Annotated in this window: 13 protein-coding genes; 5 read left to right on the forward strand and 8 right to left on the reverse strand. The window is 65.8% G+C overall.

Annotated elements, in window-relative coordinates:
• Nucleotides 1-154 precede the first annotated feature (154 nt).
• The 7 genes from A3728_RS01315 to A3728_RS01345 form a co-directional block, all read right to left on the reverse strand.
• Nucleotides 155-712, reverse strand: coding sequence for a cytochrome b/b6 domain-containing protein (locus A3728_RS01315; protein WP_236628204.1), 558 nt, complete (start codon nucleotides 710-712; stop codon nucleotides 155-157).
• A gap of 63 nt (nucleotides 713-775) precedes the next feature.
• Nucleotides 776-1,906, reverse strand: coding sequence for an SPFH domain-containing protein (locus tag A3728_RS01320; RefSeq protein ID WP_067919556.1), 1,131 nt, complete (start codon nucleotides 1,904-1,906; stop codon nucleotides 776-778).
• 27 nt (nucleotides 1,907-1,933) lie between these two features.
• Entirely contained in the window at nucleotides 1,934-2,905 is a 972-nt protein-coding gene (locus A3728_RS01325) for a DUF2927 domain-containing protein (protein ID WP_067919589.1), read from the reverse strand.
• 4 nt (nucleotides 2,906-2,909) lie between these two features.
• Entirely contained in the window at nucleotides 2,910-4,106 is a 1,197-nt protein-coding gene (locus tag A3728_RS01330) for a toxic anion resistance protein (RefSeq protein WP_067919559.1), read from the reverse strand.
• Nucleotides 4,107-4,158: 52 nt separating this feature from the next.
• Nucleotides 4,159-5,037, reverse strand: coding sequence for a 5-bromo-4-chloroindolyl phosphate hydrolysis family protein (locus A3728_RS01335; protein WP_067919560.1), 879 nt, complete (start codon nucleotides 5,035-5,037; stop codon nucleotides 4,159-4,161).
• 3 nt (nucleotides 5,038-5,040) lie between these two features.
• Complete coding sequence (locus A3728_RS01340; protein ID WP_067919561.1) at nucleotides 5,041-5,280, reverse strand: hypothetical protein; 240 nt, start codon at nucleotides 5,278-5,280, stop codon at nucleotides 5,041-5,043.
• Nucleotides 5,281-5,349: 69 nt separating this feature from the next.
• Nucleotides 5,350-6,354 carry a pseudouridine synthase gene (locus A3728_RS01345; protein WP_067919562.1) on the reverse strand — a complete coding sequence of 335 codons (1,005 nt, stop codon included), beginning with the start codon at nucleotides 6,352-6,354 and terminating at the stop codon, nucleotides 5,350-5,352.
• Nucleotides 6,355-6,416: 62 nt separating this feature from the next.
• Here A3728_RS01345 and A3728_RS01350 point away from each other — a divergent pair, with 62 nt between their 5' ends.
• The gene (locus tag A3728_RS01350; RefSeq protein WP_067919567.1) at nucleotides 6,417-6,866 is read left to right on the forward strand and encodes a nucleoside deaminase; all 450 of its coding nucleotides are present in this window, start codon (nucleotides 6,417-6,419) and stop codon (nucleotides 6,864-6,866) included.
• A gap of 165 nt (nucleotides 6,867-7,031) precedes the next feature.
• Here the strand turns inward: A3728_RS01350 and A3728_RS01355 are convergent, their stop codons facing one another.
• On the reverse strand, nucleotides 7,032-7,724 hold the full coding sequence (locus tag A3728_RS01355; RefSeq protein ID WP_067919572.1) for a metal-dependent hydrolase: 693 nt from the start codon (nucleotides 7,722-7,724) through the stop codon (nucleotides 7,032-7,034).
• A gap of 179 nt (nucleotides 7,725-7,903) precedes the next feature.
• On the opposite strand from A3728_RS01355, the gene gatC reads away from it, so the two are divergent.
• The 4 genes from gatC to A3728_RS01375 all read left to right on the forward strand — a co-directional run bounded on the left by gatC (nucleotide 7,904) and on the right by A3728_RS01375 (nucleotide 11,150).
• On the forward strand, nucleotides 7,904-8,191 hold the full coding sequence (gene gatC, locus A3728_RS01360; protein WP_067919575.1) for an Asp-tRNA(Asn)/Glu-tRNA(Gln) amidotransferase subunit GatC: 288 nt from the start codon (nucleotides 7,904-7,906) through the stop codon (nucleotides 8,189-8,191).
• A complete protein-coding gene (gene gatA / locus A3728_RS01365; RefSeq protein WP_067919582.1) occupies nucleotides 8,191-9,678 on the forward strand; it encodes an Asp-tRNA(Asn)/Glu-tRNA(Gln) amidotransferase subunit GatA in 1,488 nt (495 codons plus the stop codon). The genes gatC and gatA overlap by 1 nt, the downstream gene beginning before the upstream one ends.
• Nucleotides 9,679-9,707: 29 nt before the next feature.
• Entirely contained in the window at nucleotides 9,708-10,457 is a 750-nt protein-coding gene (locus A3728_RS01370; protein WP_330220251.1) for a hypothetical protein, read from the forward strand.
• Nucleotides 10,458-10,523: 66 nt separating this feature from the next.
• Nucleotides 10,524-11,150 (forward strand): N-acetylmuramoyl-L-alanine amidase, encoded by a 627-nt coding sequence (locus A3728_RS01375; protein ID WP_236628160.1) that lies wholly within the window; start codon nucleotides 10,524-10,526, stop codon nucleotides 11,148-11,150.
• The last annotated feature ends 227 nt before the right edge of the window (nucleotides 11,151-11,377 follow it).

Below are 11,377 nucleotides of genomic sequence, written 5' to 3' on the forward strand. Positions count from 1 at the left end.
GGCCAGACATATCGCCCCCGCGCGGTGCTGGCCAGAGCCGCCACGCTTTGTGCTGCGGCCAGGGAATTTGAGTATTTAAGAAAGGGTGAAGGAAGGTGTCGGGCCCCTTCACCCTTTCTTAAATACTCATCTTGGGCTGCGGTCACGCGTTGGCTCAGAGAAAGCGGTGCAACACCCGGGGGGCCATGATCCGCAGCGCGTTATCGCGCAGGCGCAGGTGGCGCCAGATATGGAAGGCCGCGTGGACCCCGGCAAGAAGCGCCAGCGCGTAGAATTCGATACTATGCAGCACGCCGACCCAGTCATTGGCCTGCGGCATGTCGAGCGGGAGGGCGATGGGTACGACACCCCCCGCCCAAAGCTGCACGGCGGAGGTAAGCCCGATCAGGAAACCGCCCACCGCCACGAGGAAGATGCCCCAGAGCAGCGTCTTGTGCAGCATCCGGTGAAAGGTCCTGAGCCTGCCTTTCAGCTTGGGCCCCGGGCGGCTGGCCAGCCCGCGCCGGAGGTAAAGCGTGAACCACGCGAGCGCGAAGCTGACGAAGACCAGCCCCATCACCGAATGAAAGCGTACCGCCGCCGGGCCCACCCGCGCCACGTCCGCCGGTTGCACCAGCACGAACCACGCGAAAAGCGGCACCATGGACCAGTGCAGCACCTTCAGCAGGCTGCGGTACTGCGGAATGCGGAAGTGGGGAAACATCCGCGTCATCAGTCCTCCTTCACCTCCTGCCAGATGTCACGCGCCCCGATGGGTCAGAGTTTCACGCCCTGTTCAGGCAGGTGGCGGGGGCGGGGGTGGCAGAACGGTGAAAAGCCGCGCCAGTTCATCGACCTCTCCGGCGCGAATCCAGCCATCCTGTCCCGGTGTCCAGACGTGGGTTTCGCGGGTCAGGCTGCCATCGGTCACCTTGCGGCCCAGTGCAGCCTTGGAAAAGGGGCCGCTCACCTCGCCTGCGACGGCGAGATGCCAGACCTTTTCCACCGGGGGCGGGGGTGGCGGTGTATGGGCCGCGGGGCTGGCGCCCCCGGCACTTTGCGGGCGCGCGCCCCAGGGGCCGGCCTGCGCTGCGGCGGCCTGTCCCATCTGCATGCCCAAGCCCGCGCCGAGCCCCGTCTGCATCGCCGCCGCACCGGCACCGTCGCGTCCCAAGGCCTCGGCGGCCTGATACTGCATGTAGCTCTCCAGATTGCCGATCACGCCCATGGAGGAGCGCTTGTCCATCACCGCTTCCACCGCCGCCGGAAGGGAGACGTTTTCGATATAAAGCTCCGGCATGGCGAGGCCGTATTCGGCGATCTGGGCCGCGATTTCGGAACCGACCAGCTGGCCCAGCTCACGGGTGTTGGCAGCCATGTCCAGCACCGGGATTTGCGCCCGGGCGATGGTGCGCGAAAACTCCTGCACGATGACGTTCCGGATCTGGTAGCTGATCTCGTCCATGGTGAATTCGCCATCGGTGCCGACGATCTCCGACAGGAAGCGGGCGGGGTCCGCGACCCGTACGGAATAGGTGCCGAAGGCGCGCAGGCGTACGGGGCCGAATTCGGGGTCGCGCACGATGATCGGGTTCTTGGTGCCCCATTTCAGATCGTTGAACCGCGTGGTGTTGACGAAATAGACCTCTGACTTGAAGGGGCTGCGGAAGCCATGGTCCCAATGCTGCAGCGTCGTCATCACCGGCATGTTGTTGGTTTCCAGCATGTAGAGACCGGGTGTGAAGACATCGGCGATCTGGCCTTCGTGCACGAAAACCGCGGCCTGACCTTCGCGCACGGTCAGCTTCGCGCCGTACTTGATGGCGTGACCTTCGCGCTCGAACCGCCAGACCATCGTGTCACGGGTATCGTCTGTCCAGTGAATGACGTCGATGAATTCACCCGAGAGGAAATCGAAAATGCCCATGGTCTTGTCCTTTGATGGCTGCGGGCCTCAGACGGGTCCGCCGGTCAGTTCCCGCGCGATGACCCGGGTGAAGGGGGCGGCCTCGATGGCGCTCATCCCGGGGCGCAGGCGCGGATCGTACAACATTTTCAACAGCAGTTCATCATGCCGGGTCAGCAGGGCAAACTCGTCATCATCGTTGAAGATCGAGGGGCGCGCGGCAGGGCTGTCGTTGGCCAGCCCCAGCCCCTGCGCCAGTTCTTCGTGAATACAGGAAAGCCGCAGAAGATCGGGGTTTTCCGTCCGGATCACCGCCACCGCCGCGGTATAGACGTTGGGATCCCCGCCCGAGGCATAGGCCGCGACCGCGCAATAGGTATCGCTGCGCATCTCGGCAAAGGCGCGCAGGCTGGCGCGCGAAATGCCCGGGACGCGGGCTGCGGCCTGGGCAAGCGTTTCGGCCCGGTCGTCTTCGGAGGCGACCACCACCATGAAGTTCGGTCTGCCATGCAGATCAATGGGATGGCCCGTCACCCGTTTGAGCCGGTCGGCATAGGCACGTATGTCGCGGCTGTCCGTCTGCCGCTGGGAGGGCGGCACGCTGTCGCCGAAGATGATCTCCATATGGATGGGCACCTGCCAGCGCCGGAGGGGGCTGGCCCCGCCGCGTCCGGCGAAATTGCCGTCATATTCGTTGAAAAAGGCGATCTGCTCAAAATTGCGCGCCAGCACATCCGAGGTGAAGGGCGTATCGGGCCCGCCTCCGTCCTCACGCAGCAGCCCCTGCACCTTCTGGGCGGTCTGAACCTCGGCGAGGTACTTGCGCAACGCGGCGCTCTTTTCAGACGTGGGCCGGGCGACCCGCGGTCTTGGGCGTTCCAGCGCCACAGGGGCAGGCTGGGCAGAAGGTGGCAGCGGCGGTGGCGCAGGCGGTGGCGGGGCCGCGCATCCCATGAGGGCCACCAGAAGGGCGGCGAGGGCACCGGGGCGCCGGGAAACTCGTAACAGGGGTACGCGCATCAGCTCACCCGGGCACGGCGCCGCCGGCGCTTTCACCCAGACCGGTCTTGCGCGCCTTTGCCGAGGCGAGCGTGTCGCGCAGCTTGGCCTCCATCTGTTGCAGTTCCTCTTCGGCGGCGGCCCGCTTGGCCTTACCTTCGTCGGCGATCTGCAGCGATTCCTCGATGGTGCCGATCAGGTCCGCGTTCGCCTGTTTGACCGCCTCTATGTCGAAGACGCCGCGCTCCATCTCCTGCCGGATGATGCGGTTGTTGTCGCGCAGGTTCTTCGCATTCGATGTCAGCAACTCGTTGGTCAGATCGTTGGCATCGCGAACCGCGCTCGCGGCTTCCGCGCTGCGCTGGATCGTCACGGCCTGCGCCAGCTGGGTTTCCCACAGCGGCACGGTGTTCACCAGTGTCGAGTTTATCTTGGTCACCAGGCTCTTGTCGTTTTCCTGCACCAGCCGGATGGAGGGCAGGGATTGCATGGTGACCTGCCGCGTGAGCTTGAGGTCATGCACCCGGCGCTCGAGATCGTCTCTGGCCGCGCGCAGGTCGCGCAACTCCTGCGCTATCATCACCTGATCATCCTCGGCGGCGGCCTTTACCTCGGCTTCCTTGGCGGGAATGACACGCTCGTCCATCTCGGCCAGTTTCGCTTCGCCCGCCGCGATATAAAGGGCAAGCTCATCATAGAACTGGAGCGTCTTTTCATAGAGCATATCCAGCGACTTGATGTCCTTCAGAAGCGTATGTTCGTGCTTCAGCAGGTTATCGGTGATACGGTCGATCTGGTCCTGGACCTCTTCGAAACGTGCGGTGAACTTCGCGAAGGGCGCGGCGCGGCCCAGCAGCTTTTCCCAAAAGCTCCGTTCCCGGCGCACGTCCAGTTCGGACACCGAAAAACCCCGGATCGTGGCCACAATGTTGCGCAGGGAATCCCCGGCGGGGCCGACATCCTTGTTGCGCACATCCTGCAGCATGCCCTGGCTGATCTGCTGCAATTCGGCCTGCGCGCCCGAACCGAAGGTAACGATCGTCTGCGTATCGCTGAGGTTGATCTCCTCCATCCGGCGGCGGATCTCGGCGGACTGGGGGGCATCCGCGGAGTCCAGCGGCACGATGGCGTTGGCATCGGCGGGTTCGGGCAACCGGACGGAGGCGACCTCGTCTACCATGGCGGCGGATTGATTGGCCTTGTCGCGCACTTTGTCAGACATGTTCAGCAGTTCCTTGGGGTCGGTAATGATATGGGAGAGGGGGCGTGTGGCGTCATTCGGAATGCACCCCCTCACGGGCGAGGCGTTCTCGCAGCACGTCGATCTCGACCGTCAGGTCGCCGCGATCCTCCAGCAGGGAGGCGCGGGTCCGCGCTGCGAAGTTTTCATCCAGATCATCGAGCAGGGCGAGGTAATCGGCCTTGGCCTGCGCATCGCCGGACCGCGCGTAGATATCCGCGAACTTGACCGTCGCATCGCGCGCCCCGCGCAGATAAACAACAAGGTACTTGCGCGCGGCGGTCAGGTCGCGGGGGTCTTCCTCCACCACGCGGATCAGGTCGCGGGCGGTATTCTGGAACCGGGCGAGCCGTGTTTCCGCCGTGCGGTCGCCCGCGCGTTTCACGGCATCGGACATGGAGGCAAGCAGGGCTTCGGCTTCTTCCACCACCCGCGCCACGCGATCATGCTGGAACGTATCCACCCCCTCCATCCCCTTGGACCGCAGCGGATCGATGCCGAAGGCGGCCACATGCAATCCAGCCGCTGCAAGCCCGTAGAGCACCGGACCTACCACGGACAGATCGCCAGAGGCGGCTGCAAGCGCAGTGCCCGTTCCCGTCATCGCGGCGGCCAGTATCTTGCGCGGCACGGCGGGCGGGCGGGCAGCCCGGCGGGCATGGAACGCGGCCTCCGCCGTCAGCCCCGCGCGCAGCACCCAGGCGCCCGCTGCCAGAACACCGGCCCCGGCCAGCCCCAGAACGAGCCCGGCCGGCCCGGCGCCCAGCGACGTGAAGGTCAAAAGCGCCGGCGGCAGAAACATGAGGTTGGCGCGCCCGCCTACCGGGTCCACGTCCAGCCGGGCAGGGGCATCGTGCCTGTCGGCGGTGTCGCCCGGTTGCGGGCTGAACCGGCCTCCGTATCGTCTTGCCATGGCTCAGACCCCTCCGAGCCAGCCCGAAGCGACCCCGAGAAGAAGCAAGATCAAGGCGACATAGGCGATTTTCTGGAAGCCGGTGGGTGCCATCAAACTATCCTCGCCATTTGGGCCGTTGCCGAAGAAGGGGCGCGCAAAGCGGCGCCCGCCGTCGTAGGCGGCATCCCAGATTGATACCAGAATGGCGACAATGGCAACGGCAAGTGCCAAAACCGCAAGCAGCAGCAACAATCGTCCCATCGTCGTCTCCTTCGGTTTCTACATAGGTGGTGCAAGCGCGCCGGACCAGTGGAGCAGGTGGGGCTCCGCCTATCGTTTTTTGCCGCCGCCTCCCGAGGGGCCCTTGCCCGGAGGCCGCCCAGCGGGGCGTGTTCTGCCCCTGTCACCTGGTTTACCCGACGGTGCACCGCCACGCTTGCCCTGCGGTCCCGGCTTTTGACCCTGCCGTTTTCCCTTGGGCGCCTCTTCGGGGCTGCGCGGGGCGGGGGCCGCCTTGCCGCCCGGGCCGCGCCGGGTGGAATGGCGTGTCACACCGGCGGGTTTGCGCGTCGCGGTGCCGCTGTCATCGACGATTTCAAGGCCGAGCTGGTCGCGCACGATCTTGCGGCGCACTTCCTCCACCGCGCCCTGCTTCAGTTCGCCCAGTTGGAAAGGTCCGTAGCTTACCCGGATAAGCCGGTTGACCGACAGGCCCACCGTTTCCATGGCGCGGCGAATCTCCCGGTTCTTGCCTTCTCGCAGACCCACGGTAAGCCAGGCGTTGGCCCCCTGCTGACGGTCCAGCGTCACGGTCATGGGCTGAAAATCCTCGCCCTCCACCGTGATGCCCTTGCGCAGCGGCTCCAGCGTCTTGTCCTCGGGGCGCCCGTTGACCCGGACCCGGTAGCGGCGCAACCAGCCGGTCGATGGCAGTTCGAGCCGGCGTTTGACCGCGCCGTCGTTGGTCAGCAACAGCAGGCCTTCGGAATTCAGGTCGAGCCGCCCGATGCTCATCACCCGCGGCATATCCTCGGGCAGGGCATCATAGATGGTTTCACGGCCCTTTTCGTCGCGGTCGGTCGTCACCAGACCCGCCGGTTTGTGATAAAGCCAGATGCGCGGCGGTTCGGGTTCGGCCAGCGGCGCGCCATCCACCGTGATCGCATCAGCAGGCGTGACGTTGAGCGCGGGCGACAGGACCTGTCGGCCATTCACCCGCACGCGTCCGGCTTCGATCATGCGCTCGGCTTCGCGGCGACTGGCCACACCGGCCCGGGCCAGAACCTTGGCGATGCGGTCGCCCGGAGGCGTCTGGGATGTGGCGTCATCTGTCATGACGACCGCTTAGCGCCTTTGCGGCGCTTGCGAAAGGGCGCGCTTTGCGGGCATCTGGGGCCATGACGTTCAAATCCTACATGCAGGCCGCACTGGAAGAAGCGCGCGCCGCAGGCCAGCGGGGCGAGGTTCCGGTGGGCGCGGTCGTGGTCAGCCCCGGCGGTGAGGTCGTGGCCCGCGCGGGAAACCGCACGCGCGAATGCACCGATCCCACGGCACACGCCGAAATGCTGGCGCTCCGCGGCGCCTGCGCGCGGCTCGGGTCGGAACGCCTGGCGGGTCATCTGCTCTATGTCACGCTGGAGCCCTGTGCCATGTGCGCCGCAGCCATCGCCGCCGCGCGGATCGACCGCCTGTATTTCGGCGCGGCGGACCCGAAGTCAGGGGGGGTCATGCAGGGGGCGCGGGTTTTTTCCCATGCGCAATGCCACCACCGGCCAGAGGTTTTCGACGGGATCGCGGCGGCAGAGGCGGAAACGCTGCTGAGGGATTTTTTCGCGTCGAAACGATAGGCGGAGCCGGGCCGAGATCGCGGAGGCGTTGCGGCAGCGCAGGGCGCTACGCCCAAGACTGAGCAGTCCGCTGCCCCCTCCGACTTCCCCGTGTACCGAAACGACCGCCCTCCTTCCAAATGGCAAAAAATCCTCGGGGGTCCGGGGGCAGAGAGCCCCCGGCGTTCAGAGTGATATCGCCTTCATTACCTCTGGCTCCACCACTTCGACCCCCGGCAGCCCGTCCTTCAGCGCCTGCGCCGATTGCTCCAGCGCATCGAAGGTCCGGTAATGGCAGGGGATCACGGTGCGGAAATCGAAGTACCGCTTCGCCGCATAGGCCGCCGCCGCCATGTCCATGGTATAGAACCCCCCGGCGGACAGGATGCCGATGTCGGGCTTGTGATAATCCCCCATCCATTCCATGTCGGCCATGATGGTCGTATCGCCCGAATGATAGATGGTGCGACCCTCGCCGCGGATCATGAAACCGGTTTCCATGCCCATGTAGACCGGCCCGCCATCCCCCGAGACGGAGGAGGAATGCGAAGCCGGCACCATGGTCACCGCGACTTCACCACATTTTATCGTCCCGCCCTTGTTGAAGCCCATGGTGTTCTGCACGCCCTTTCCTTCGAACCATGACATCAATTCGAACATCCCCGCGACCGGGGCGCCGGTGCGTTCCGCCACCTGTGGCAGGTCGTCGGTGTGGTCAAAATGGCCGTGGGTCACGAGGATCTGGGTCGCGCCCTTCAGCGCTTCCTCGTGGTGGGATTCTTCCAGCATCGGGTTGCCGTTGAGCCATGGATCGATCAGCAGTACCTGATCCTCGATCTCGATGCGGAAAGAGCCGTGGCCCAGCCAGATGATGTTCATGTCTTCTTCTCCCGTTTGCTGCGATTCACCGGTGATCCTAGCGCGTAGCAGCCGCTTCTGAAGGCGGTTCGCGCGAATTTTCTGGTCCTGCCCCACCCTCGCCCGGGGCAGAGCAGGGCCGCGCCCTTGCGAGGCGCGGACAGGGGCGGTAAACGGCCCTGAAACGAGAGGATCGCCGCATGTCCATTGACGAAACAACCGCCGCGCGGGTCGCCAAGCTGGCCCGCATCCGGGTCGAACCCGAAGCGCTGCCCGCCCTCGCGCAGGAATTCAACACCATTCTGGGGTTCATCGAACAACTGGCCGAGGTGAATGTGGACGGCGTCGAACCGATGACCTCGGTAACGCCGCAGCGGCTGAAGCGGCGTGAGGATGTGGTGACGGACGGGGACCGGCAGGACGAAGTGCTCGCCAATGCGCCCGACGCCCGCGAAGGATTCTTTGCCGTACCGAAGGTGGTGGAATAATGACCGATCTGAACGCACTGGGCCTGGCGGAGGCGCGCGATGCGCTGCGCAAGGGCGATGTCACCTCGCGCGAGTTGACCGAAGCCTGCATCAAGGCGATCGATGGTGCCTCGGCGCTCAACGCCTTCGTTCACCGCACCAACGACATCGCGCTGGATCAGGCCGCTAAGGCCGACGCGCGACTGGCCGAAGGCGATGCGCCTGCCATGTGCGGCCTGCCCGTCGGCATCAAGGATCTGTTCTGCACCAAGGGCGTGCCCAGTCAGGCTGGCTCGCGGATCCTCGAAGGGTTCCTGCCGCAGTACGAATCGACCGTCAGCCAGAACCTGCGGGACGCGGGCGCGGTGATGCTGGGCAAGCTCAACATGGACGAATTCGCCATGGGATCGTCCAACGAGACGTCGGTCTACGGCAATGCGGTGAACCCGTGGCGCCGCGCGGGCGAAGACACGCAGCTGACGCCGGGCGGCTCTTCCGGCGGGTCGGCGGCGGCGGTCGCGGCGGACCTTTGCCTTGCCGCGACGGGCACGGATACCGGCGGCTCCATCCGCCAGCCTGCCGCCTTCACCGGCACGGTGGGGATCAAGCCGACCTATGGGCGTTGTTCGCGCTGGGGAGTCGTGGCCTTTGCTTCGTCCCTCGATCAGGCCGGGCCGATGACGAAATCGGTGCGCGATGCGGCGATCATGCTGGGCGCGATGGCCGGGCACGACCCGCGCGATTCCACCTCTGCCGATCTGGCGGTGCCCGATTTCGAAGCAGCACTCACGGGCGATATCCGGGGCAAGAAGATCGGCATCCCCCGCGAATACCGGATGGACGGCATGCCCGCGGAGATCGAAAAGCTCTGGTCCGAAGGTGCCGACATGCTGCGCGACGCGGGCGCCGAGATCGTCGATATCTCCCTGCCGCATACCAAATACGCGCTGCCGGCGTACTACGTGATCGCCCCTGCCGAAGCCTCCAGCAACCTCGCCCGCTACGACGGGGTGCGCTATGGCCACCGGGCCCGGTTGGAGCAGGGCGACGGCATCACCGAGATGTATGAAAAGACCCGGGCCGAAGGCTTCGGCGATGAGGTCAAGCGCCGGGTCATGGTGGGGACCTATGTGCTTTCCGCCGGTTTCTACGACGCCTATTACAACCGCGCCCGCAAGGTGCGCACCCTGATCAAGCGCGACTTCGAAACCGTCTTTGCCGATGGTATCGACTGCATTCTGACCCCGGCAACGCCCTCGGCCGCTTTCGGGCTTGGCGAAATGACGGATGCCGATCCGGTCGCCATGTATCTCAACGATGTCTTTACCGTGACGGTCAACCTCGCCGGGCTTCCGGGCATCGCGCTGCCGACGGGGCAGGACGCCAAGGGCCTGCCCCTGGGGCTGCAACTGATCGGTCGTCCGTGGGAGGAGGCGGAGTTGCTGTCTTCCGCTTATGCTCTCGAACGGGCGGCCGGTTTTGTGGCAAAGGCGGACAAATGGTGGTAGCACGGGCAAACCGATTTGAGGACATGAAGATGGCTATGATGTTCAGACGCGGCGCTTTTTCCCTGCTGGCGGTTGCGGGGCTTGCCGCCTGTCAGCCCGCCATTCCCGATTCCGCCGCCGGGGTGGGATTCGAAGACAGTTTCGCACAGCAGCAGCGCGCTCGTGACGCGGCACTCGCGGCGTCCCAGTCGCAGACCGCTGCCCCCGCGACGCCTTTCGACGACGGCTCGCCCGAGGCAACGGCGGCTGAAACCGCGCGGGTTCTCGCGGCCACGCGGGGAGGAGCCAACGCTTCTGCATCCGGCTCGGTTTCCACGGCGCTTGCGAACTCGGGGATCGAACCCGTGGTGGCGAGCCCCTCGAACCCCGCGCCGCCGGTGGTCAATACCGCCGGGATCTCGAACGAAAACAACTTCGACGCCGTATCGGACCAGCGCAGCATCGACGCGGATGCCGCCCGGATCGCCGCCAACCGCGCGCGCTACGAAGTTATTCAGCCTCAGGCGCTTCCGACCCGCACGCAGGCCGGCCCCAATATCGTGGCCTATGCGATTTCGACAAGCCATGCACCGGGAACACAACTCTATTCGCGCAGCGGCTTCGCCAAGCAGCGCAAGTTTGAACGGGCCTGCGCGCAATACAGCAATCAGGATCAGGCGCAGATCGACTTTCTGGCGGCGGGCGGCCCGGAGCGTGACAGCGCCGGGGTCGACCCCGACGGGGACGGGTTTGCCTGCGCATGGGATCCGGCACCCTACCGGCGCGCGGCACGGGGCTGACGCCTGTTGTCACTGCCCGGGATCGTAGAGCGACCGTCCCCCAATCATGGCCCCCGGCGGGACGGTTTGCGCCCCGTCTTCATTGTCATCCATCATACTGCCATGGCCTGCGCCGCTTCGGCGCTCAGGCGGCTCTGTGATCCCGCGTCAGAGGTTTCCGCCCATTACCTGATCGACGTTTCAGGGGGCGTCTGCCAACTGGTGGCGGAGGAGGCGCGCGCGTGGCACGCGGGGCAGGGCGAATGGGCCGGACTGGATGACATCAATTCCCGCTCGATCGGGATCGAATTGGACAATCGCGGGTCAGAGCCTTTTTCCGAGCCGCAGATGCGCGCGCTCGAAGCATTGCTTCGGGCGATCATGGAACGCTGGGATATCCCGCCCGACGGCGTCATCGGCCATTCGGACATGGCCCCGGGGCGCAAGCAGGATCCGGGCCTCCGGTTCGACTGGGCGCGACTCGCCCGTCAGGGTCTTGCCGGTTTCGCCGGGGGGCCGCGCTATGACGGCGCTGTGTCGGAAAGTGCCTTTGTCGACCGGGCACGCGCACGGGGCTTCACCGCGCCCTGCGACCCTGAGACCTTGCTCGCCACGACGCGGCTGCGGTTTGCCCCATGGCGCAGCGGGCCGTTGGTCGCGGCGGATTTCGATCTGCATCACGGCATTGAAACCGCAGGGGTCGAAAGCGATTGACGCCGCACCGCCCCGCCCGCTAGGGCATGCGGGCGCGGAAGGCTGGATGACCGCGGCGGGGCCTGCCCCTGTCGAGGAAAGTCCGGACTCCGGGAAGGAACGGTGCCGGGTAACGCCCGGGGCGGTCTGTTTTCTGTGGCGCTGTCCGTCGGGTTACCCCGCCCGGGCGGTGCCGGTTTGCCGGCAACACACGGGGTAAGGGTGAAACGGTGGGGTAAGAGCCCACC

The sequence above is a fragment of the Sulfitobacter sp. HI0040 genome (genome assembly GCF_001634885.1).
Classification (GTDB): domain Bacteria; phylum Pseudomonadota; class Alphaproteobacteria; order Rhodobacterales; family Rhodobacteraceae; genus Sulfitobacter.